22 protein-coding genes and 1 tRNA gene are annotated in these 21,707 nt (G+C 41.4%); 12 read left to right on the forward strand and 11 right to left on the reverse strand.

Features of this window, described 5'->3' with window-relative positions; all coding sequences use genetic code 11:
- Positions 1–88 precede the first annotated feature (88 nt).
- Positions 89–1,750, reverse strand: coding sequence for an apolipoprotein N-acyltransferase (lnt, locus tag DQ356_RS02220; protein WP_114302849.1), 1,662 nt, complete (start codon positions 1,748–1,750; stop codon positions 89–91).
- A 109-nt stretch (positions 1,751–1,859) separates the two neighbouring features.
- Between lnt and DQ356_RS02225 the strand changes: the two genes are divergently transcribed.
- The gene (locus tag DQ356_RS02225; protein ID WP_114303133.1) at positions 1,860–2,192 is read left to right on the forward strand and encodes a zinc ribbon domain-containing protein YjdM; all 333 of its coding nucleotides are present in this window, start codon (positions 1,860–1,862) and stop codon (positions 2,190–2,192) included.
- Positions 2,193–2,380: 188 nt separating this feature from the next.
- Positions 2,381–2,938, forward strand: coding sequence for a hypothetical protein (locus DQ356_RS02230; RefSeq protein WP_114302850.1), 558 nt, complete (start codon positions 2,381–2,383; stop codon positions 2,936–2,938).
- Here the strand turns inward: DQ356_RS02230 and DQ356_RS02235 are convergent.
- Both DQ356_RS02235 and DQ356_RS02240 read right to left on the reverse strand, forming a co-directional pair.
- A complete protein-coding gene (locus DQ356_RS02235; protein WP_114302851.1) occupies positions 2,929–3,933 on the reverse strand; it encodes an LLM class flavin-dependent oxidoreductase in 1,005 nt (334 codons plus the stop codon). The genes DQ356_RS02230 and DQ356_RS02235 overlap by 10 nt on opposite strands.
- A 259-nt stretch (positions 3,934–4,192) precedes the next feature.
- Positions 4,193–6,316: a helix-turn-helix domain-containing protein gene (locus DQ356_RS02240; RefSeq protein ID WP_114302852.1), complete on the reverse strand. Its 2,124-nt coding sequence runs from the start codon at positions 6,314–6,316 to the stop codon at positions 4,193–4,195.
- Between the two features lie 94 nt (positions 6,317–6,410).
- Between DQ356_RS02240 and DQ356_RS02245 the strand changes: the two genes are divergently transcribed.
- Positions 6,411–6,875 carry a hypothetical protein gene (locus DQ356_RS02245; protein WP_114302853.1) on the forward strand — a complete coding sequence of 155 codons (465 nt, stop codon included), beginning with the start codon at positions 6,411–6,413 and terminating at the stop codon, positions 6,873–6,875.
- Here DQ356_RS02245 and DQ356_RS02250 read toward each other — a convergent pair.
- Positions 6,872–7,402 (reverse strand): gamma carbonic anhydrase family protein, encoded by a 531-nt coding sequence (locus DQ356_RS02250; protein WP_114302854.1) that lies wholly within the window; start codon positions 7,400–7,402, stop codon positions 6,872–6,874. The two genes, DQ356_RS02245 and DQ356_RS02250, sit on opposite strands and share 4 nt — an antisense overlap.
- A gap of 118 nt (positions 7,403–7,520) precedes the next feature.
- Between DQ356_RS02250 and DQ356_RS02255 the strand changes: the two genes are divergently transcribed.
- Both DQ356_RS02255 and hemH read left to right on the forward strand, forming a co-directional pair.
- Complete coding sequence (locus tag DQ356_RS02255; protein ID WP_114302855.1) at positions 7,521–8,399, forward strand: NifU family protein; 879 nt, start codon at positions 7,521–7,523, stop codon at positions 8,397–8,399.
- 32 nt (positions 8,400–8,431) lie between these two features.
- Positions 8,432–9,490 carry a ferrochelatase gene (gene hemH / locus DQ356_RS02260; protein ID WP_114302856.1) on the forward strand — a complete coding sequence of 353 codons (1,059 nt, stop codon included), beginning with the start codon at positions 8,432–8,434 and terminating at the stop codon, positions 9,488–9,490.
- Positions 9,491–9,731: 241 nt separating this feature from the next.
- Here the strand turns inward: hemH and DQ356_RS02265 are convergent, their stop codons facing one another.
- Positions 9,732–10,949 carry a type IX secretion system plug protein gene (locus DQ356_RS02265; RefSeq protein WP_114303134.1) on the reverse strand — a complete coding sequence of 406 codons (1,218 nt, stop codon included), beginning with the start codon at positions 10,947–10,949 and terminating at the stop codon, positions 9,732–9,734.
- Between the two features lie 79 nt (positions 10,950–11,028).
- On the opposite strand from DQ356_RS02265, the gene DQ356_RS02270 reads away from it, so the two are divergent.
- Positions 11,029–11,667, forward strand: a complete 639-nt coding sequence (locus DQ356_RS02270; protein WP_114302857.1) for an MBL fold metallo-hydrolase — start codon at positions 11,029–11,031, stop codon at positions 11,665–11,667.
- A 48-nt stretch (positions 11,668–11,715) separates the two neighbouring features.
- On the opposite strand, the gene DQ356_RS02275 is transcribed toward DQ356_RS02270, so the two are convergent.
- Positions 11,716–12,276, reverse strand: a complete 561-nt coding sequence (locus DQ356_RS02275) for a thioredoxin family protein (RefSeq protein ID WP_114302858.1) — start codon at positions 12,274–12,276, stop codon at positions 11,716–11,718.
- Positions 12,277–12,324: 48 nt separating this feature from the next.
- Entirely contained in the window at positions 12,325–13,227 is a 903-nt protein-coding gene (miaA, locus tag DQ356_RS02280; RefSeq protein WP_114302859.1) for a tRNA (adenosine(37)-N6)-dimethylallyltransferase MiaA, read from the reverse strand.
- A 43-nt stretch (positions 13,228–13,270) separates the two neighbouring features.
- On the opposite strand from miaA, the gene DQ356_RS02285 reads away from it, so the two are divergent.
- The 6 genes from DQ356_RS02285 (at position 13,271) to DQ356_RS02310 (ending at position 16,903) form a co-directional block, all read left to right on the forward strand.
- Entirely contained in the window at positions 13,271–14,128 is an 858-nt protein-coding gene (locus tag DQ356_RS02285; protein ID WP_114302860.1) for a YicC/YloC family endoribonuclease, read from the forward strand.
- Positions 14,129–14,132: 4 nt separating this feature from the next.
- Positions 14,133–14,696, forward strand: a complete 564-nt coding sequence (gmk, locus tag DQ356_RS02290) for a guanylate kinase (RefSeq protein ID WP_114303135.1) — start codon at positions 14,133–14,135, stop codon at positions 14,694–14,696.
- Position 14,697: 1 nt separating this feature from the next.
- Positions 14,698–15,717 (forward strand): quinolinate synthase NadA, encoded by a 1,020-nt coding sequence (nadA, locus tag DQ356_RS02295; protein WP_114302861.1) that lies wholly within the window; start codon positions 14,698–14,700, stop codon positions 15,715–15,717.
- A gap of 24 nt (positions 15,718–15,741) precedes the next feature.
- Positions 15,742–16,119, forward strand: a complete 378-nt coding sequence (gene folB, locus DQ356_RS02300; protein WP_114302862.1) for a dihydroneopterin aldolase — start codon at positions 15,742–15,744, stop codon at positions 16,117–16,119.
- Between the two features lie 44 nt (positions 16,120–16,163).
- Positions 16,164–16,234: transfer RNA gene (locus DQ356_RS02305), tRNA-Cys, on the forward strand.
- A 144-nt stretch (positions 16,235–16,378) separates the two neighbouring features.
- The gene (locus DQ356_RS02310) at positions 16,379–16,903 is read left to right on the forward strand and encodes a YMGG-like glycine zipper-containing protein (protein ID WP_114302863.1); all 525 of its coding nucleotides are present in this window, start codon (positions 16,379–16,381) and stop codon (positions 16,901–16,903) included.
- Between the two features lie 349 nt (positions 16,904–17,252).
- Here DQ356_RS02310 and DQ356_RS02315 read toward each other — a convergent pair whose 3' ends face one another.
- The 4 genes from DQ356_RS02315 to DQ356_RS02330 form a co-directional block, all read right to left on the reverse strand.
- Complete coding sequence (locus tag DQ356_RS02315; protein WP_114302864.1) at positions 17,253–17,735, reverse strand: DUF4405 domain-containing protein; 483 nt, start codon at positions 17,733–17,735, stop codon at positions 17,253–17,255.
- Between the two features lie 11 nt (positions 17,736–17,746).
- Complete coding sequence (locus DQ356_RS02320) at positions 17,747–18,337, reverse strand: NAD(P)H-dependent oxidoreductase (protein WP_114302865.1); 591 nt, start codon at positions 18,335–18,337, stop codon at positions 17,747–17,749.
- Between the two features lie 93 nt (positions 18,338–18,430).
- Positions 18,431–18,973 carry a Crp/Fnr family transcriptional regulator gene (locus DQ356_RS02325; RefSeq protein WP_114302866.1) on the reverse strand — a complete coding sequence of 181 codons (543 nt, stop codon included), beginning with the start codon at positions 18,971–18,973 and terminating at the stop codon, positions 18,431–18,433.
- A gap of 411 nt (positions 18,974–19,384) precedes the next feature.
- Entirely contained in the window at positions 19,385–21,703 is a 2,319-nt protein-coding gene (locus DQ356_RS02330) for an AIPR family protein (RefSeq protein ID WP_114302867.1), read from the reverse strand.
- Positions 21,704–21,707: the final 4 nt, after the last annotated feature.

Here is a 21,707-nt window from a genome sequence, read left to right on the forward strand (position 1 = left end):
TGTTCTTTTTTACTACTAATATTTGAGTGTGCAAAATTATAAAGAATTTTCCAGTCTTACAAATGTTTTCTCTTTTATTTTGAAAAAGTTACCTGCCTACGGGACGGCGCTTTGGGGTTCTCTTTTGGATCTGTTTGATCAAGGTATAAAAAATTAAAAAACCGAGGACAAAGATAGAGATTCTTGAGAGCAAGTCCCCTACCTGTGTATAAAGAGTCTGGCCTTCGTACAACTGTATTTTTGCAAACAAAGCTGTTTCATCTCCGTATAAAGTATCTGCCTCTATCTCGCCTTTCGCATTAATATGAGCGGATATTCCACTGTTCGCTGCCCGAGCAATTTCCCTTCTCGTTTCTATAGCGCGAAGCCTCGCATACGACAGCAGTTGCTGATGTCCCTGAGTAACACCCCACCAACTGTCATTGGTCATGATTGCAAGAAAATTAGCGCCTTTTTTCACATACTCGGTGGTGAATTCCCCATAGATACTTTCATAACAAATAATGGGAGCCATTTTTCCATTATTAAACGGATTGCTGAATACTTTTCTTTCCTCATCGCTTCCTAAAGACGCAATAGTCCCGCCCAGATTCAGCATCGCATCACCCAAAACAGGTTTTAAAATATTGATATATGGGAAAATCTCTACGCCAGGAACCAGCTTTCCTTTGTGATAGGCCTCCACTTCATGTCCCGGAATAATTTGAACCCCCGTGTTATAACCTTCTACCCAACCCTGAGAAACGGGATAGGCATTATCTGGCGCTTCACTTTCACTCGTGAACAGCGTATGCGACGAGATTCCCGTTGCAAATATAGCACCCGGCTTTGTAGCTAAAAATGACTTGACCCCATTCAAAATCATGCTTTCTTCAAATCCGGATTCCGAAATGGAACCTCTTCCGGGAAGCGATGTTTCCGGGCCGATATAATAATCAATATCTCCTTTTTTAAAGTCTTTCGGTGAATGTTGTTCTGCCAGAGTCAGGAGTTCCTGCAATACCTGAATACTGTCTTTCTGATACTTTTCGGTATAAGGATCCAACTCCGGCTGCAACAGCAAAACACTGACCTGCCCAGAAGGCTTTTCGTTGAAGTTTTCGTATTTCCACACAGAAATGAGCATCGGCAGAGAAATTCCCAGAACCAGAATAATGGAATTGAGGATCAGCGGTTTTCTCTTTCTTCCGGCTTCCCAAATGCGCAGTGTGTAGAATGCATACACATTCACGAGCAATATCCAGAAACTGCCTCCGGTTGCGCCCAAAGTATCATACCATTGGATAATCACCGGATATTCTGAAAAGACATTCCCGAGGTTCAGCCATGGCCAGGTGAGTTCCCAGCCCAGATGAAATTTCTCGAAAGCCATCCAAATGGCAACAAAAAAAGTAAGCCCCCAATAGGTTCCCTGAATTTTCTTGTACCAGTGATACAGCATAAAAATGGTGCTGTACAGCAACGAATTCACCAGCACCGGAAACACCACTGCCATCAGCGCCGGGCTTCCGTCAGGATTTTGAGAACCGTACAGCCAACCCGTGGTGACAATGTTCCAGATGATGAAGGTAAGATAGGAAAGTCCGAAAATAAGACCGCTTTTCCGGCGGAAATTAGAGAATTTTGTAATTTCATGTTCCGCCATGAGCAGCGGTACCAACGCAAAAAAAATGAAGAACGGCAAGCCGTAGGTTGGCCAGGAAATACTTAGCAGAACAGCACTGATAAGGCACAGAAAAAGGTATTTCATTTCGGAATTTTAAGCAACAAATTTACTATTATTAATTCATTTCTTTCTTCTAGCGTTCCGCGGTTTTTCTTTTGCCTCAAATAATTCTATCTTTGTAAAAAGAATGAACATGAGCGAAACTGTGCTTTGCCCGAAATGTACTTCGGAATTTACGTATGAGCAGGATGGCCTGCAGGTATGTTCCCAATGTTTCTATGAATGGAATCCTTCGGAAACGCCCTCAGAAGGTAAAATCCTGGACAGCAACGGAAATGAACTTCAGAACGGAGACAGCGTTGTAGTGATCAAAGATCTGCCGGTGAAAGGGGCTCCGAAACCGGTAAAAGCGGGCACAAAAGTGAAAAATATCAGACTAAGGCCGGACAGCGATCATAATATTGACTGCAAAATTGACGGATTCGGCTCGATGGCGCTGAAATCGGAATTTGTGAAAAAGGCATAAAAAAAGGAAATAATTGGACAGGGTTCCTATTCTAAGACTTTCATTGCACAATGCTAATTTCCAGTCCCAAGGCAGAAAGAGAATTAACCAAAAATTTCCTTATTCGTTTGGAACTGCTAAATTACACATTATTTTCAATATATCATGGTTATCATCACATAACTTACTAACATACTAACAATAACGAAATGCCGTTCCGCACGTTTCAACAGGCCAGGAAGAGTAAAATTACTTTTGGAAAAATCCTGATAACCCTCGTGATCCTTGATATTCTGGCGATCATCACCCTACTTATTCTGGCTTTTCTGCCTCAATATTACAGAATGAAGGATGATTTTCTCTACCAGACGTTCACCCTGAATCTGGTTTTGGTGGCTCTTCTCATCATTTCCGCAATATATTACATCGGCTTTCGGGGAAAGAAAAAAGAAAAGGTTTCGGGCTTGCTGGAACTGAAAGAAAATGAAATCGTCCTGAACGGAACCTCTATTCCTTTGGCTGATATTCAAAAAGTCAGGATCATCGGTAATGATATTAAAGGAGAATTTCGCGGCTTTGTTTCAAAAGGCTCTCAAAATCAGATCATCATCACCAAAATCAACAGTGAAGAACTGAGTTCTTTTTTTGAACAAACCATAGAAAACCCGCTTCGCAACTCAAAAAACATATTGAATCTTTATCACGACAAGGGCATTCTGTCCGAATCTAACTTTACCAATATTATGAACAATACCAATTATTTCTGATTCAGCGCATCAGCAGCCTCGCGGATAATTTCGTATGATTTCTTCCGGGCTTCATGATCAAAAATATGCGAAGCCACCATCAGTTCGTCTACCTGAAACCGTTCCTGAAAGTCGGTCATCTGCTGCTGTACGGAACCTTTACTCCCTTTAAAACTGTATTTCAATTTCTGTAATAAATGGGCTTTTTCGGCCGGATTCCAGATTGCATCCATATCGTCCACAGGCGGAGAATAAGGCTCTCTGACATTACGGATCAGATTTAAAAAGGTAATATACAGCGTTGAAGAAATCCTTTCAGCTTCCTCGTCCGTATCTGCTGCCATACCGTTTACACAGGCAATGGTGTAGGGATTTGGGAATTTCTCACTCGGCTGATAATGTTCGTGATAAATCTTAAAGGCGGATTCCATCATTTCCGGAGCAAAATGGGCCGCAAAGGCGTACGGCAAACCGAGATCCGCAGCCAGCCAGGCACTGTCGGTGGACGATCCTAAAATATAAATCGGAATATCACAGCCCTCACCCGGAATAGCGCGTACCAGAGCGTCGCTGTTTTTAGATGAAAAATATCTTTGAAGTTCTACAATCTGCCGGGGAAACTGTTCATTGATGGTCATTGGATTTCTGCCTAACGCTTTCGCAGTATAACCATCGGTTCCCGGAGCACGGCCTACTCCTAAATCGATTCTGCCGGGATAGAGCGTTTCCAAAGTCCCAAATTGTTCGGCAATCACCAGCGAACTATGATTAGGAAGCATGACACCGCCCGATCCTACCCGGATCTTTTGGGTTCCGGAGGCGATATAACCTATCAGTACCGAGGTGGCCGAACTGGCAATTCCTTCGAAATTATGATGTTCTGCCAGCCAATATCTTGTGTAGCCCAGATTCTCTACAAACTGCGCCAGATCCATACTTTCATGCAAAGCCTGCTGTATAGTGCTTCCCTGCTTCACAGGTGCGAGATCCAAAACGGAAAGTTCAAAATTCTTCATGTTCGCAAATTACAAAACATAAAGAACCTTTCCCAAATCTTTCCATTTAAAATAAAAATAAGGCTGTTCAGGAAAAACTATTTCGGTGAATCACCCTATCGAGGAACCCACTACTAGAGAACGAACCCTCTGTCAGGCTCAGCCCGTCGAAGCCTTCTGTCTTATAAGCAAATCTGCTGATTTGCAAATTTGCAAATTCGCTAATAAGCGAAAAAGCAAATAAGCAAATCCGCTCCTTCTAAACAATTAATGAGATGGGTTACCTTTTATGATCAAAAAAAGACCACAGCAGCCGAATTTCATTATACTCAAAATCAGCCGGAAGCTGCTTCTTCCAATCGGTTAAATTCTCGAATCTTTCCTTTTGAAAAAGCTGTTCAAATACTTCTATTTTCTCTTTGGGCAAAATTCTTAAAAGATCTTCTTTGTTGAGAATTCCGGTTTCCGCAAATTTCGAAAGATGCCCCATGACAGTAGCCGGCAAAACGCCGCGCTCTTTGGCAATTCCAGATATGGAACCTCCTTTTTCAAAAAGCTGCCACGTAAGGATGTGCGCCGGTATTTTCGCTACTTTTGTGGATATAGTTTTTATTTCTTTCCCGGCGTACAACGGGGTATCAAACAAGCGCAGCGTTTGTATATTTTGAAGATAATCGTGGACATCATCCAGAAAAACACGCGCATCTTCATTGTACGCTTTCAGTCCAGTAACACCTTTGGTTTCGGCATAAAAGTCCTTGAAAGGTTCAAAAATATTTTCATGAACGGCCTTGAAAAAAAATGCTGTCGCGCCTTTGCATTTACTTTCTATCTCTGCCCATTCGGTTTTGGTGTCCAGAAAACTTTTCGTCATCGAAAGAAGAACTCTCGAGAATTTCTCATATACCCCCGACAGGTTTTGAACATCTTTGTTGATGTGAACATACAGCTCCTTCGCCTTTTTATGATCCAGTTTTTTACTTTCGGAGGCAGATTTGTACCAATTTACCAGTTCGGGCAGCATCCAACGGCAATCGATGCGCTGCAGAATTTTTCCGATGCTGTAATCGAACTTCTCCGCACCCAGAATCTGTTCAATTTTGTCATTAGCCATCGTGGCATTTTGAAATCCGGAAACCCTGTGGTCATTAAAAATAATTTCCGGCGTAATCCTGGATTTTAAAACAATCCCTTCCAGGGTTCTGCAGCGGGAAAGCGCTACATACACCTGTCCGGAGGCAAAAGAATTTCCGGCATCGATAATCACCCGGTCAAAAGTAAGTCCCTGACTTTTATGAATGGTCACCGCCCACGCAAGTCGAATAGGATACTGTTCAAAACTGCCCAGAACGTTTTCCTGTATGTTTTTATTTGCGTCCAGCGCATATACTTTCTGTTCCCAGATTTCTTTTTTCAGTTTATATTCCTCATCATCTCCTTCGATCTGCACATAAATCTCGTCTTCATCCAGACGCACGACTTCTGCCAGTTTGCCGTTGAAATAACGCTTTTCGCTGGAAGCATCGTTGCGGATAAACATGATTTGTGTCCCTGCTTTCAATTCCAGGCTCACTTCGTTGGGATATGAACTTTCTTTAAAATCACCAACAATTTTCGCGTCATAAAAATGGGAATTCCCAGGCAAAGCCCGCAGTTTCTTCTGATTAATAGCATCGGCAATCCGGTTATGGGAAGTCAGATAAATATAGGCTTCCTCTTCAGGTTCAAAATCCGGATCGTAGCGTTCATTTAAAGCGCCAAAATCAATGTCCTCGCTCTTTCCTTCGCGAATAGCATTCAGAATAGTAAGGAAATCCTCATCTTTCTGACGATAGACTTTTGTCAGCTCAATGGTTACCAGACTGAGCTCCTGCAAAGCTTTGGCACTGAAAAAAAAGGGCGATTCATAATATTGCTGAAGAAGATTCTCGTCCCGAACCACGGGAGGCAGTTGATACAGATCGCCGATAAAAAGCATCTGTACTCCGCCAAATTTCTGTGGATTTCTTCGTATGTGACGAAGCGAAAAATCCATCATATCCAGAACATCTGCCCGCAGCATGGACACCTCATCGATAATGATAATCTCCACCTCGCGCAACAGTTTTATTTTTTCTTTCCGGTATCTGAAATGCTGCATCAAATCGGCAATATTGTTCGCAAGACTACCGTCAATTCTCTCGGTTGTAGGGATAAAAGTGCGCAATGGCAGTCCGAACATGGAATGAATGGTAACACCGCCTGCATTGATGGCGGCAATTCCCGTGGGTGCTACCACGATGTGTTTTTTCTGGGTTTCACTGACGAAACGGTTCAGGAAAGTCGTTTTTCCGGTACCTGCCTTTCCGGTAAGAAAAATACTGCGACTGGTATGTTCTACCAACTCAAAAAGCGGCTCATTCATTTTGTAAAAATACTTAAAATAACAACGGGCTTATCATAAAGGCAGAATTTTTGCAGAAGGAAATTACTTCTAGTTTTAACCAAATGTTTCTTTCATGAAAAAAGTTTTGTTGCTGATGATAGGCTTTTTAACATTCTCCTCTTGTAAAACCAAACAAGTGGATCCGGAAAAGCTTCCCAAAGATATTGCCCTAAAGCCTGAGCGTGAGAATGGGAATCTGGAGCAGGAACTGGCTTTGGAAGCAGAACGCTTGCGAAGCCTTCGCGCCACTATCGATTCCTTAGCTAATTCCAGAAATTGTACCCATGCTGAGGAATGGCGCATTTCACCGTTGGGCTCCAAACCTTGCGGCGGACCCGCTTCTTACATCGCTTATCATAAAGAAAATGAAGAAGAAATCATTCCCAAAATTCAGGAATTTACCAAAAGACAGGCAGACTACAACCGGAAAAGAAATCTGTTTTCTGATTGTGCTATCGAGCCCCAACCCTCCGGATTGCGTTGTGAATCAGGAAAAGCTGTATTGATAAAAGACGGTTCGACTTTGCAGATAGACTAACCGGGTTTTTCAGATTCCTGATACCACGAAGAATATTTTACATAATTCTGTGCAATACGCTGCACTTCTCCTTCCAGAAGTTCAGAAGAAATATCCTTGATTTTTCTGGCTGGAATTCCTCCCCAAACCTCGCCGGATTTGATATGCGTTCCCTGCGTCACTACTGCGCCAGCTCCTACAATGGAGTTGCTTTCTACTACACAGTCGTCCATCACAATGGCACCCATCCCAATCAGAACATTATCATAAAGCGTACAGCCGTGGACAATGGCGTTGTGGCCAATAGAAACATTATTTCCAATCTGCAACGGATATTTCTCATAGGTGCAGTGCAGCATCGCATTATCCTGAACATTTACCCTGTCGCCCATTCTGATGAAATGCACATCGCCCCGGATCACCGCATTATACCAAATACTGCACTCTTTTCCCATTACCACATCCCCGATGATCGTGGCCGTTTCTGCCAGAAAAGTGCCTTCTCCAATGCTGGGCATTTTACCCAAAAGTTCTTTTACGATTGCCATAATTCTTAAAATCTTAATCCGGATCTCACTTCATAATCCTGAAATAGAAAATATCTAACTCCATACCTTCGGCTTCTGATATCTTATCCGTATTTTTGCAGTTCAAATGTAATAAAAAATGAGACAAGTCACGATAGAACCTACCGCCAACGAAAAAGTAATGAAATTCGTTGCTGAATATACCCTTGTTCCGGGATCATTGGAATTCGACCGATCTTCGGATGTGGCAGATATTCCCTTGGCACAGGAACTTTTCAAATATCCTTTTGTAGATAAAATCTTCATCACCGCCAATTTTATCGCTGTAGCCAAGCAGGACAGCGTGGAATGGGAGCATATTGCCGAAAGCCTGAGAGAAGTCATTCAGGATCAGCTGCTGGAACATCCCAGAATCTATAAAGAGAAAAAGCGAGAACTGTTCCCGATTTACGCAGAAATGACCCCGAATCCTGCTGTGATGAAGTTCGTATCGCAGCGGTACATTGTTGAAGGATTTCTGGAAATAAAATCAAAAGACCAAGCGGCTCAGATTCCTCTGGCTCAGGCACTTTTTGATGAGTTTACCTTTGTAAAAGAAGTTTTCATTTCTGATAATTTTGTAGCGGTTACCAAGGATCATTCGGTGGAGTGGCATGAGGTAATGGTTCCTGTAAGAAGTTTCATCGCAGACTTCCTTCAGGCTGGAAATAAGGTTTCCCTCATCGCTCCTCAGAAGCACGAAAGTCCGGTGGAGCAGCTCATCAACAGAGACTATACCGAAAACGAACAGAAAATTTCAGAGATTCTGACCGAATACGTGTCGCCGGCGGTAGAAAATGATGGGGGTAAAATTTCTCTTTTGGAATATAATGCAGAAACCAAAACCGCCAAAATGCTTCTTCAGGGCGCTTGTTCCGGTTGCCCAAGTTCCACTGCCACGTTAAAAGGAGGTATTGAAAACATCCTGAAACAGTTTCTCCCCGATATGGTAGAAAAAGTAGAAGCAGTGAACGGCTAATCCGTAGATCTAAAAATTTAAAAAAAAAGGCTTTGCAAACGAATAATACGGCTGAATTTCAGAAACCGAAAAAAGGAATTCTTTTGGTGAATCTCGGATCTCCAAAATCCACCAATGTAAAAGATGTGAAAGAATATCTGGATGAATTCCTGATGGACGAAAAAGTGATCGACTACCGCTGGATGTTCCGGGCATTGCTGATTCGTGGTATTATCCTCAGAAAAAGGCCGGCCAAATCTGCGGAAGCGTACCGTACCGTGTGGACGGATGAAGGGTCGCCGCTCATCGTAATTACCGAGAAAATAAAAGAGAAACTTCAGAAAATGGTAGATGTTCCCGTCGAAATCGGAATGCGGTATGCCGAGCCGTCCATCAAAACAGGAATCGAAAAACTGGTCGCACAGGGAGTGACAGAAATTGTGCTTTTTCCACTATATCCGCAATATGCCATGAGCACCACAGAAACCGTGGTAGAAAAAGCAGAGGAAGTGAGAAAAGAACATTTTCCGGGCATCAGAATCAATTACGTTCAGCCTTTCTACAACCGCGAAAACTATATCAGCTGCCTCGCAGAAAGCATCCGTGAAAAACTACCCGCGCAGTTTGATGCGCTGCAGTTCTCCTATCACGGAGTTCCGGAACGCCATATTTTCAAAACCGATCCTACCAATACCTGTAACCTGAACGACTGTTGCTCGCGCGACAGCAATCCGAGTCATACATTCTGCTACCGCCACCAGTGTTATAAAACTACGGAACTGGTGCTGGAAAAACTGAACATTCCAAGAGAGAAAGCCATCGTGACTTTTCAGTCTCGCCTCGGAAATGACAAATGGATTGAACCGTACACCGATGAAACGTTGGAAAACCTTCCTGCAAAAGGCATTAAAAACCTCGCCATCGTTTGTCCGGCTTTCGTTTCCGACTGTCTGGAAACCCTGGAAGAAATCGCCATGGAAGGCAAAGAGGAGTTTCTGCACGCCGGCGGCGAACAGTTTCATTACATCCCCTGTCTCAACGATGAAGACCGGTGGATTCAGGTCCTGAAAGACCTTTGTGATGAAAAATTAAACGAGTTTTATCTGGTTTAATGGACAGATTTCTTAGCCGGTCTTAACTTAAAGAGAGAGAAGGCATCATCAAGCTCAGCCTGACATAGAATACACACCTCGGTAAACAGAAAATTTCAAAAACAGCTCATAAGATGGGGTAAAGTTTGAAAACCGTTAACCATGTAAGGACCCGTTTGGTTTCGGATATTTCAGATGTCTGTCATCTCATTCTTTTTCTATTCTATCCAATAAATAGATCTGTAACTTTGTTCCCTTTGGTCTAGCCCCCTCGCACAGGCGTCCTGAATTCCCCATACCCAATCAGGCCGTCATAATTTCTGCCGAAAGGTCGATAATACAAAAACGCCTGATACAGGTTTTCCGTCTGCCAGAAGTTTCCGTTTACTTCACCCAGATTAACATTTCCAGCGGAATCTTTTGTGCCGATGATATAGTTGTAAAACCCCTGTTTCAGATAGATTCTGGCGATGTACTGCTTCCTGTCTTCATCATAATGCATTTGGCTTTCTTCGGTAGGCAAATATTGGTTAAAACCGCCTAAAATGTACAGTTCGCGGGCTGTTTTTTCGGAATCAAGAATGAAATGAACCCAGGAATAATCCGCCTCCCGGTCTGCATTTCTTTCAATTCCCAGATCGCTCCTTCTGAAATAAAAGGCCCCGTTTACATCCGGCTGATACTGATAGTTCAGCGGAAAGGCCCATACCGGATGAAGGTAGGTGTAGTTTCTATTGTCAATAATTTCACCGCCGGCCACCATATCAAATCCCTGAATGATATTTTTATTGTCGAAATAATAAAATTCATTGTTGCCCGGAAATGCGAGATCCAGCTGCTGAAAAAGCATCCTGCTTCCCAGAGTGGAAGTCGGGCGCATATTATTCAGCGACAGGTTCCAGTTGTTGTTCTGCATCACGTTCAGCGATATCGAACTGGCATTAGAAATCAGGCTTTGTTGCGTGGCTACAGCCTGCACTTCCACCCTTTGGTTCAGCTCCGGATGCCGTGCATCGGCATGTCTGGAGATATTCACCCCCAGTTGCACCCCGTCTTCCACCACACAGAATCTTCTTGTAAAAAGCGGCTGCTCTGGCCGGTCTTTATAAACAATAATCTCAAAATTCCCTGAAATTTTAGGCTTTATCTTTTCATTCGGAAACGACAAGGTATAATGGGTATAAGGCTGCAAAGTATTAAACGAATACTGAAACTGATCCAGAAGCGCCGTCATGCTTCCCGTGGCATATTCGGTAAAAAACAATCCGTCTTCCTGCCAGTTGCGGTCGTAATGCTTAATGGTATATCGGTAAATATCCGACCGGTTAGAGAGGTCGTCAAATCTCAGAATGAGCTGCTGCCCGAAACTGATCACCGGCGTCTGGTCGTTGGTCTGTGGATTATGCAGCTGGATACCTCTAATATCTTGCGCCGCAACGAACACACCGAAAAACAATAATAGAAAGGTTAGTCTTTTCATCTTCACGAAGATAGCGATTTTCAGGAGAATGAGAAATAAAATTTCCCTCGGAAACCGTATATTTGTTAAAAACCAGTCAATGATTTCGATACAGTCTTTTACTTTCAACCCTTTTTCAGAAAACACCTATGTGGTGTACAACGAACACCGCAACGGATTTATCATCGATCCGGGAAACATGCAGGATTCGGAGACCCGTACCTTAGAACGTTTTATTTCGGACAACCAATTAAACATCCGGAATATTCTTCTTACACATGCCCACATCGATCATGTTTTAGGCTTGCAATGGGCGTTTGACCAATATCAGGTTCCCGTGCTGCTTCACGAAATAGAACAAGAAATTCTGGACCGCAATCCGATGTCAGCACAAAGATTTGGCTTCTCTATGCCGCCTTTTCAGGGAAATACTGAATTTGTTTCTGAACATCAGATTCTGAAACTGGATAACGATGAACTCATTGTGTATCACGTTCCGGGACATTCGCCCGGGCATGTGGCCTTTCATTGCAAAGCTCAGAAAATAATTATTTCCGGCGACGTGCTTTTTCAGGGAAGTATTGGCAGAACAGATTTATACAAAGGAAATCACGAACAGCTGCTCACCAGTATTCGTGAAAAATTATTCATTCTGGACGACGATACCGAAGTGCTCAGCGGACACGGGAATCCTACCACCATCGGCGTTGAAAAGAATTTCAATCCGTTTTTTAAATAAAAAAGAGGAAAACCAATTCCTCTTTTTTTAACTTTTAATGTTGCATTTTTATTCTTTCCACTTGATGTTGCAGCCCATGCTTGGTTTCTGGAGCTCTTCCTGTGGTTCGCCTGCCAGAAGGTTTTCAAAAGCAACAATCAGATCTTCGCCGGTAATTTCTTTGGTGTTTCCTGGCCGCGAATCGTCCATCTGTCCGCGGTAGACGAGGTCTAATTTTTCGTCGAAGAAATAAAAATCGGGAGTGCAGGCAGCATCATACGCTCTGGCAATGCTCTGGCTCTCATCATAAAGATACGGAAAATCGAATTTCCTTTCTATCTGAAATTCAATCATTTTCTCCGGTGAATCGGCAGGATATTTTTCCACATCATTGGCATTAATGGCGATAAATTCAATGCCTCTTTCCTGATAATCCTCGTACAGTTCGGTAAGGGTATCGATCACGTGCAACACAAAAGGACAGTGATTGCACATGAAAATAACGAGCGTCCCTTTCTCGCCTTTCAGGTCGTGCAACGTCTGTACTTCGCTGTTGGCAGCCGGATTGGGGAGTTCAAAATACGGAGCTTTCGTGCCCAGTGGAAGCATATTCGAAGGAGTATTGGCCATGATAGTATAAATTTAAATATTATTAAAAAGTAAAAGAACGTACTCTTTTTACCCTACAATTTTCTCCAACAAAGATAAGGCTTCTTCGTGAGAATGTTCAAAATTCACCCAATGGATATCATCCTCTTTGCGGTACCACGTCAGCTGCCGTTTGGCAAAACGTCTCGAGTTTTTTTTAATTTCTGAAACCGCCGTTTCCAGATCCCATTCTCCGGAAAAATACCAGAAAAGCTCCGTGTATCCGACGGTTTTTAAGGGAACCAAATCCTGATAAGGCAATAAAGATCGGGCTTCTTCCACCAGGCCGGATTCCATCATCACCTCCACTCTTCTGTTGATTCTGTCGTAAATAATTTCCCTTGGTGCAGTAATGCCGATTCGGATTACCTGAAAATCCCGTTGTTTTCTTGGTACCGAAATCAGTTCAGAATAAGGCCTGCCTGTTTGCCAGATCACGTCGATCGCTCTCAGCAGCCGCCTCGGATTGTCCAGATCTACCTGCTGAAAATAGATTTCATCCAACTGCTTCAAAAGTTGCTGCAACCCTTCGATCCCTGAATTCTTCCAGATCTCATTCAGCTTTTCCTGATGGATTGCGCTGGCTTCAGGAAGGTCGTTCAGTCCTTCAGTTACGGCTTTTTCGTACATCATGCTTCCGCCCACCATCACCACCACCTCATGAATCGCAAACAATTCTTCCAGTTTCTGAAGCGCATCCACCTCATACTGGCCGATGGAATAAGAATCCGTCACCGACAGATGCCCGATAAAATGATGTGGAACCTCAGCGAGTTCTTCCGCAGACGGAGCCGCAGTGCCGATCTTCATCTCTTTGAAAAACTGACGCGAATCACAGGAAATAATCTCGGTTTGGTAATGCTTCGCAACCGCTATGGCCAGCCGCGTTTTACCGATTCCCGTAGTGCCTGCAATAGAAATTAATTTTTTCACATTGCGAATTTAAATTTTTATCTTTGTAAGACAATACCGTTTTATGATATTATCCATGACAGGCTTCGGCAGATCCGAAGGAGTTTTTGAAGGAAAAAAAATTACAATAGACCTTAAGTCTCTCAACAGCAAGAGCTTCGACCTCAACACCAAAGTACCTTCCCGATACCGCGAAAAGGAATTCGACATCCGGAAAATCCTGACCGACCGCATTGGGAGAGGAAAAGTGGACTGTTATATCAATATGGAAAATCTGGAATTGAACACGGATATAAAAATCAATAAGGAACTGGTGAAGTCCTACGTGGAAGAACTTCGAGGCGTGGCAGATGATGCGCCGGATTTTGAATACCTGAAAATGGCCATCCGGTTTCCTGACGCTCTTTCTACCCGAAGCGAAGCCTTGGAAGAAAATGAATGGTTTTTTCTGGTCGGCCTTTTGGAAAATGCGATCGCAAAGTTTGACGAATTCAGAAATACGGAAGGAAAAATATTGAAAAGAGAACTCACAAAAAACCTCAACAGCATCGAAGAAAACCTTCAGAAAGTGATTCCATTCGAAGAAACAAGAATCACCGCAGTCCGGGAACGGTATCAGAATATTTTGAAGGAATTTGAAAACGTAGACGAAACCCGGTTTTATCAGGAACTGGCGTATTATACTGAAAAACTCGACATCTCTGAAGAGAAAGTAAGGCTGACCCAGCACCTCAAATATTATGAAGAAGTGATGAACAAAGAGCATTTTAACGGAAAAAAACTCGGCTTCATCATTCAGGAAATAGGCCGCGAAATCAATACCCTCGGCTCCAAAGCGAACCACGCTGAAATCCAGAAACTCGTCGTGATGATGAAGGACGATTTGGAGAAAATGAAAGAACAGACTTTAAATGTACTGTAACGGTATGGAAAAAGTAATTATCTTTTCGGCACCTTCAGGAAGCGGCAAAACAACATTGGTAAAATACGCGCTGTCGAGATTTCCCGCCATGGCCTTTTCCGTATCTTGCACCACAAGAGCGCCTCGCGGAACAGAAAAAAACGGGGTAGATTATCACTTTCTGACGCCAGAAGAGTTCAGAACCAAAATAGCCGAAGACGCTTTTGTAGAGTATGAAGAAGTATACAGCGGCCTATATTACGGAACCCTGAAAAGCGAAGTAGAAAGAATATGGAACGCGGGGAAAACAGTTATCTTCGATGTGGATGTAAAAGGCGGCATTTCGCTTAAAAATTATTTTGGAGACAAAGCCCTTTCACTGTTTATCATGGCGCCTTCAGTAAAGGAACTGGAAAACCGGCTGAAAAACCGGGGAACCGAGGATGCCGAAACCATCAAAATGCGCGTAGCCAAAGCAGAAGAGGAACTGAGTTTCAGGTCCGGTTTTGATAAAACCATTATTAATGCCGACCTTGCAACTGCTGAAAAGGATATTGAAATGAGTATTAAAGATTTTTTAAAACACTGAAATGAGTACAGAAACATTAGATAAAGCAAAAGCAAACCTGCCGATTAGAGGATATCTGAAACTGGATGATATCATGATTCCCCAAGGCGACGATTTGGTACAGGCCATTCTCGACCTTAAAAAAGAAAAAAATGCGGTGATTCTCGCCCATTATTATCAGATTCCTGCCATTCAGGATATCGCTGATTTCCTTGGAGATTCGTTGCAGTTGGCAAGGCAAGCGAAAGATACGGATGCAGATATGATCGCCTTCTGCGGCGTTCATTTCATGGCGGAAGCGGCTAAGATCCTGAACCCTACCAAAAAAGTGGTTCTTCCTGACTTACAGGCCGGTTGCTCTCTGGCAGACGGCTGCAGCGGAGAAGGCCTGAGAAAAATGAGAGAACAGCATCCCGGTGCTTTAATCGCCACCTACATCAACTGTAATGCGGAAACAAAAGCCGAAAGCGATATTATTGTGACGAGTTCCAACGCAGAAGTCATCATCAACTCCATGCCGAAAGACCGGCCACTCATTTTCGCGCCGGATAAAAACCTGGGCCGTTATCTGATGAAGAAAACCGGCCGCGACATGATTTTGTGGGATGGAAGCTGTATCGTACACGAAGCGTTCTCTATGGAACGAATTGCTGCACAGCTGGCACAGCATCCCGATGCCAAGCTGATTGCCCATCCGGAAAGTGAAACGCCAGTGTTGGATCTGGCCCATTTTATAGGCTCCACCTCCGCACTGCTAAATTATGTAGAGAAGGATGAAGCTCAGAAATTCATTGTGGCAACAGAAGAAGGGATTCTGCATGAAATGAAAAAACGCGCACCGCACAAGGAACTGCTTCCGGCTTTGGTGTTCGACGAGAGCTGCAACTGTTCGGAATGTTTTTTCATGAAAAGAAATACCATGGAAAAACTATATTTGTGCATGAAATACGAACTGCCGGAAATCACCATGGATGAAGAACTTCGCCTGAAAGCGCTGGTGCCGATTGAGAAAATGCTGGAACTTTCCAAATCTGTTAAATAACAAATTTCGTTGCTGACTGTGGGTATGAATTCTAAAATTATCATCGAAGATCTGAGGATTTATGCCTACCATGGCGTGCTTCCGGAAGAAAAGATCATTGGCACCTGGTATCTGGTCAATCTGGAAATCACGACAGACCTGTGGAATGCCGTGGAAAGCGATGCCCTCAGCAGTACACTGAACTACGCTGAAGTTAATGAAATTATTCACCGCGAAATGGCCATACCGTCCAAATTGATGGAACACGTGGGAGGCAGAATCCTAAATACGGTTTATCAGAACTACCCCGGAATTACTTTTTTGAAAATCAAAATCACCAAAACCAATCCGCCCATGAAAGGAGAAATGAAAGGCGTAAGCATCGAATTGGAAAAAAAGATTACCCGCAATACTTCAAAATAATTTTTTATTTTCGCAGAAATCACTATATTTGCCAACCTCAACAAGGTACTTTGGCCGAGTGGTTAGGCAGTGGTCTGCAACACCATCTACAGCGGTTCGAATCCGCTAGGTACCTCACAAAAAATCCCTTCTTAGAAAAGGGATTTTTTTATTGCCTGTTTTTAATAAAAACTTACAGAATCTCAATTTTAACAGTCGTTAACACCCACTTGGTTTCTTTCTTGCGAATCCTTAGCTAAAATTGTTAAAAAGAATCGTCATGAAAAATATAATTACAGCAGGAATGGTTGCTACTTTAATGCTGACCGCCTGTACTAAAAACGACCAGGTAGCCGAAAAGAGCCTGGAACAGCAGAAGATGGAATTTCAACAGCGACAGATTGAAATAGAAAAGCAGCGACTTGCCATTGAAAAGGAAAAAATCGCTTACGAAACCCAAAGAAAAGCTGATAGCATCGAAACGGTGGCAAAAGCCAGACAGGCATCCGCCGCACCGGTGCGAACCAATGTGGTAAGGGAAACCGTTTACGTGAACAATACACCCTCCGGGAATTCAGGAAATACAGGAACTGCTTCTTCCGGAACCACTCAGGCGCAGCAAAAACAGGGAATGAGCAAAGCGGCTAAAGGTGCAATCATCGGTACCGTAGGAGGTGCCGCAGCCGGAGCCATCATCAATAAAAGAAACCGTGGAGCCGGAGCCGTAATTGGCGGTATTGTCGGCGGTGCGACAGGATACACCATCGGCCGGGCACAGGATCGTAAAGACGGCCGCGTTCAGTAACCAAAATAAAAGACCAACATTCATATTAGCAGGCAGACTTCCGAAAGGGGGTCTGCTTTTTTATTGTGTTTTGGGGCAACATGATTTGCCGGTTTTATTAGCCAGAAAAATTAACGCCTGTCATTACAATAACTGCCTTTAAATGATCAGACACAGATATTCAACGCAAGGTTCTTATCCATATAAATTGAAGATGCAGGATTTATCGGTTGTTTTTGATTTGAATTTTATCCCAGTTTCCGGGATTATTGATAATGTAATTTGAAATATTTTCAAATGACCGTGCATCCCGAATGATATGATCATGAAAATGGGTTTCCCACGCCCTTTTGTACTCTTTAATTCTATTTTATTTCTGCTCCATAATCAAATCAATCACTTCTTCGGGGTCGGTATTGTTGTTAATCCAAATGCTTTCTATTGTTGTGGCTCCGTCAATTGAAATTCCGTTTGTTTCTAATCTTTTAACGGCTTCGGAATAATCAACCTCCAGCGCTTTGAAAGCATTATCAATAGGGGCTTTTACTATTTTGTTAATAATGATTGTGTCCACTGGAGGATACATACTTTCTCCAATAATAAGTATAACCGATATTGCCAATACACCCAATAAAGCAGGAATAAAAACACCTTTTTTGAAGTGAACCCGTAATCCTTTCCAATTGAGTATGATGTGAAAAACGGCACAAACCACGAAAAATACACTTAAAAACTCGTGAACGACTTCTGTATAGCCGTCAAATAAATGGAAAAACATCAGTAAGCCCGAAAGACCTACAACAAAGAAAACCAATGATATAAAAGGAGTAACATAATTTCTGTTCAGTTTCATAATAAAAGGATTTAGTTAAATTTTGAAAATCTGTTTTCAAGATTGGATAACCATTCTGCCCTTTTTTCCTGACTGACAGATTTTACAGAAGTAAAACTTATCCAATTCAGATTTTTGTAGCCCATAGTTTTAAAAACACTTCTTAACATTGCTTTTCTGATTAAATTTCCGATGAGCAGGGAATACATTATTTTGGGTTTGTTCATTGTGGTAATGATGGTAATACTTTTCAGTTTTTTTAAAAGCGGAACTAATCCAAAACCTCTCGGATGATGGTCATACACAACTCCCGGACTTAAAACACGGTCAATAAACCCTTTGGTCATTGCAGGCATTAAATCCCACCAAATCGGAAAAATAAAAATCAGATGGTCTGCTTTTTCCAAGCGGTTATTATAATCTGTTACTTGCGGGTCAATAGGTTTGTGGTTTACAAATGCCTTTAAATCTGCCTTGGACATTACAGGATTAAATCCGTCATTGTCAAGGTGCATAAGATCAATTTCGTGATTTGCTTTTTGAAGCCCTGTGGTTACTGCATTCAGAATTGCGTTGCAATAACTTCCTTCGTTAGGATGATTAAATACGATTGCTGTTCTCATTTTCTACTTTGTCAAATTTTATGTTGCAAAGTTGAGAAGTAGCCAATAGTTGGACGATAACAATTGTAAAGAAATCTGTGTGTAAAAAAGATTTTATCGTCTGTTTCGTATTCGGCTTAATGAAACAGAGGTAATTCCTAAATAGGATGCGATATAATGTTGAGGAATACGCTGGACAATATGCGGATATTCTTCGATAAGCTCTTGGTAGCGTTGTTGAGGATTGTTTTTAAGATAGGAATAAAAAGTTTTTTGAGATTGCAAAAGCCGTCTGAATAAATGTTCCTGCATCTCCTCTTTGATTTCGGGAAAGTCCTCCAAAATATTTTGAAAGTCATGTTGCGAAATTGTCTGCAAAATGCAAGGTTCTAAACTTTCGATGCTGTATAAACTCGGTTGGTTCGTTCTAAAACTTTCGATAGATGCAACCTTGTCGCCCTCAAAGAAAAATTGGGTGGTAATTTCTTTACCGTCATTATTTACCCAAGTCCGCAAACAGCCTTTTTCAACAAAAAACATTGTTCTCGAAATATGCCCCTCCTGCAAGAGTATTGTTTTGGCAGGAATTTCCTGTCGTTTAAAAAGATGGCGGAACTTGCTCCACTTGCTTGTATTCGTAGTTGTCTGTTTGTTCATTACGCTGTCGCTTTAGGATTCTGACTAACGTTAAATTTAAATATTGATAATCAAATAGTTATATGTTCTCGTTTTTTGACTATTTGATTATCCAAAATAGTAAAAATTCTTCGTTAGCGGCTAAAAACAACTTCGTTTTCGAGTAGGGGAATTGCAGATAACGGGATTCAGCTATACGAAGGCAGGGCTTTTATCACTGAACTTCCTACGAAGAACTGAACTTTAAATCTACTACTTACCTGTCCTACGAAGCACGAAACCCCTGCTTGCGTATAGGTGATGTTGTCGCTTCGGTGTTCTTTTTCGTCCACTAGTTTGTAGTTCGTTTTGGTTGTGCGGTTGGACAGACACACTCTTTGCCAAACTTGGGTTTGAGCGTTGGTTGGTGTGTATTGGCAATGTGTGTCGCTGCTATGCGATGAAACCGGCATCTATTAATCTAGATAAATGTCTCTTTATATTATTTTGGTGAAAATCGTTTAGAGTTTTAAGACCGTAAGCAAAATCAGCAATGTACTGTAATTCTTTGGTTGACAATACTTTTGCTTTTGTGTCCCATACCACCATTTTTGTTAGTAAATCAGTACTTATTTTATGATTCGAATTAAATTCTGGTATTTTTGAATTTTCTGAAACTTCATCAAAGAAATTTGGAGCGCTTGTCAAAATGTTTTCAATGATTTTTATAGCATCCTTTCTTTGGCTTTCAGATAATACTTTATTTAAGCGTAGCGAGGACTGGATATTAATGGCTCTGTCTTTTAGATGTTGTGTCATATTTTCAATATCTGACCCCATTTTGCTTATTTCAACCCATTTTGCAATTGGTATAGATTTTATAAAATCTAATTCAGCCTGAATTAAATGATTGTCAATGTCATCTTCACTTAACTTTTTCCGCTTTTCAGACGATTTACTTTCCAGCTCTCCTTTTAAACTTTCCAAATCAATACCGAAATCCTCATTTTTTATAGCATTCCAACATTCTTCTTTTTTTGCCCATTCTCCATACAAAGAGCCTGGGGCTTTAGTTTTGATGTAATCCTCTATTTTAGACATTACCTCGTGTAATTTAGACTTTAAAGTATCGCCAAGCGATTGCTGTTTCCATATTTTGTATAAATCAAGTTTGTAGTTCAATTTATTACCTAACCAAGCTAATGAATAAGGAACTGTTATATAACGCATATCTCCAATTGCGTTTGGTTTTACACCATATACCTTTTCAGCAGATGAAAATAAAATAGCTTTTGCAATAGCATCTTCAAACCAAATATTGTCTGGCTTAAAACTAAAATTATAATTCAGAAATTGAGCGTAATTTTTCTGACTTCCTCTAACAACAATATGAGGTCCAATTACTAACTTTTTACCATTATATACTTCCTCGTATGAGTTGATAAACTTTGCCAAAGATTCTTTAGTGAACATCTGACTTCTTGGATTCTGCTTGTCAAATTGTTTTCGCTTTGATGGTGTAATACCAAATCGAATTCGCTCATTTTTATATTGACCTCTTGAACGCTCAAAAAACCAACGTGTTTGAGTAGTTTCTCCTGAAATTGGCGGTGCCCAAATAGTCCGTGAAAGTTTTTCAATTAAAACGTGATTTTCTTTGTTAGAACTTAAATCAGAAGCAGAAACTCTATTTTGAGTGTTAGCATATTCTGCAATACGACCAACTATTTCAGAAAAATTCTCTCTGTTTTTTACAATAGTAAGTTTAACAGGAACAAACACATTACTTATCTCGACTTTATCTTTTTTCCAAGTATGATAAACTGACGCTGTAGTTTGACCACCATTTACAATTTGAAAATCCTTTACTTTGGCAATAGCTTTACCTTGATTGTTTGGCAAATCTGTAATGGTAACTTCTTCGGCAGTAGCTGCGATACCATTATTAAATGCCATAAACATATGTTGCTCTTTCAGAATAGTATTTCGAATTCCTTTATTTATTTTACCTGTGAATTGAAGAAATGAACGAACATTTTGCTCCAGAAGTCTAGCCCCATATTGTTCATAAATATCAGCTAAGGCAAGACCCGGAATAATCGCAAGCCAAGATTGATAATCAGAATTTGCGCTTTCATTGACAATACAAGGCACTTTATATCCAGCTAGTTCAAAGTTGATTTCAATAGGCACTCTGGATTTATCTGAAAGGTTAAAAAGGTAGTTTATATCAATTGTTCTGTAAAAAATAGTATAACCAGCTATTGTATCAGAAATTTTCACATCTGATTTTACCTCACCATTCGTTATTAAAAATATATTTACTCTGGTTAGATATTCTTTAACCTCTGGAACATTTGCTAGAGTCTGAGCAAGATCAAATATTTCAGAACTTTCCTCTATTTCGTTCACATAATCTTTGTAAATAGCATTTCTGAAGAATTTTACTGCTCTTTCAATTGTTTTGTCTGCATCACCCTTTGTAACACTTTGAATGGTGGAGTCACCATTGTATATAGTTACAAACAAATCGAGTGTTTCGTAATTTTCATAAAGTGAGTAACCATTAATTTTATGTTCAACACCTCTTTTACTAATCTTTTCGTCAAAGCAAACTCGATAATTTTCTGTTTCTCCTGCTTCGGATAAATACGATAGGGCTAACTCTGTAAAAATCTGTTCTGGATTTGTTCCTTCTTCTTCCGAGATTAGACTTGAGTTAATTTCTTCTTGAAGGTCTATATAGAACTTTTGTAATTCTTTGTTTTCCATAAAA

Origin of the sequence: Chryseobacterium lacus, assembly GCF_003336205.1 — a bacterium.
Taxonomy (GTDB): Bacteria; Bacteroidota; Bacteroidia; order Flavobacteriales; family Weeksellaceae; genus Chryseobacterium_A; species Chryseobacterium_A lacus.

Excerpts from the sequence above, each read along its gene's own strand:
- DQ356_RS02270 (WP_114302857.1), top strand. The coding sequence starts at position 11,029 with ATGATTTCGATACAGTCTTTTACTTTCAACCCTTTTTCAGAAAACACC.
- gmk (WP_114303135.1), top strand. The coding sequence starts at position 14,133 with ATGGAAAAAGTAATTATCTTTTCGGCACCTTCAGGAAGCGGCAAAACA.
- DQ356_RS02255 (WP_114302855.1), top strand. The coding sequence starts at position 7,521 with ATGAGACAAGTCACGATAGAACCTACCGCCAACGAAAAAGTAATGAAA.
- DQ356_RS02320 (WP_114302865.1), bottom strand. The coding sequence starts at position 18,337 with ATGAGAACAGCAATCGTATTTAATCATCCTAACGAAGGAAGTTATTGC.
- nadA (WP_114302861.1), top strand. The coding sequence starts at position 14,698 with ATGAGTACAGAAACATTAGATAAAGCAAAAGCAAACCTGCCGATTAGA.
- DQ356_RS02245 (WP_114302853.1), top strand. The coding sequence starts at position 6,411 with ATGAAAAAAGTTTTGTTGCTGATGATAGGCTTTTTAACATTCTCCTCT.
- folB (WP_114302862.1), top strand. The coding sequence starts at position 15,742 with ATGAATTCTAAAATTATCATCGAAGATCTGAGGATTTATGCCTACCAT.
- DQ356_RS02330 (WP_114302867.1), bottom strand. The coding sequence starts at position 21,703 with ATGGAAAACAAAGAATTACAAAAGTTCTATATAGACCTTCAAGAAGAA.
- DQ356_RS02265 (WP_114303134.1), bottom strand. The coding sequence starts at position 10,949 with ATGAAAAGACTAACCTTTCTATTATTGTTTTTCGGTGTGTTCGTTGCG.
- DQ356_RS02240 (WP_114302852.1), bottom strand. The coding sequence starts at position 6,316 with ATGAATGAGCCGCTTTTTGAGTTGGTAGAACATACCAGTCGCAGTATT.
- DQ356_RS02230 (WP_114302850.1), top strand. The coding sequence starts at position 2,381 with ATGCCGTTCCGCACGTTTCAACAGGCCAGGAAGAGTAAAATTACTTTT.
- DQ356_RS02315 (WP_114302864.1), bottom strand. The coding sequence starts at position 17,735 with ATGAAACTGAACAGAAATTATGTTACTCCTTTTATATCATTGGTTTTC.
- DQ356_RS02310 (WP_114302863.1), top strand. The coding sequence starts at position 16,379 with ATGAAAAATATAATTACAGCAGGAATGGTTGCTACTTTAATGCTGACC.
- DQ356_RS02225 (WP_114303133.1), top strand. The coding sequence starts at position 1,860 with ATGAGCGAAACTGTGCTTTGCCCGAAATGTACTTCGGAATTTACGTAT.
- DQ356_RS02285 (WP_114302860.1), top strand. The coding sequence starts at position 13,271 with ATGATATTATCCATGACAGGCTTCGGCAGATCCGAAGGAGTTTTTGAA.
- DQ356_RS02235 (WP_114302851.1), bottom strand. The coding sequence starts at position 3,933 with ATGAAGAATTTTGAACTTTCCGTTTTGGATCTCGCACCTGTGAAGCAG.
- DQ356_RS02275 (WP_114302858.1), bottom strand. The coding sequence starts at position 12,276 with ATGGCCAATACTCCTTCGAATATGCTTCCACTGGGCACGAAAGCTCCG.
- DQ356_RS02325 (WP_114302866.1), bottom strand. The coding sequence starts at position 18,973 with ATGAACAAACAGACAACTACGAATACAAGCAAGTGGAGCAAGTTCCGC.
- lnt (WP_114302849.1), bottom strand. The coding sequence starts at position 1,750 with ATGAAATACCTTTTTCTGTGCCTTATCAGTGCTGTTCTGCTAAGTATT.
- DQ356_RS02250 (WP_114302854.1), bottom strand. The coding sequence starts at position 7,402 with ATGGCAATCGTAAAAGAACTTTTGGGTAAAATGCCCAGCATTGGAGAA.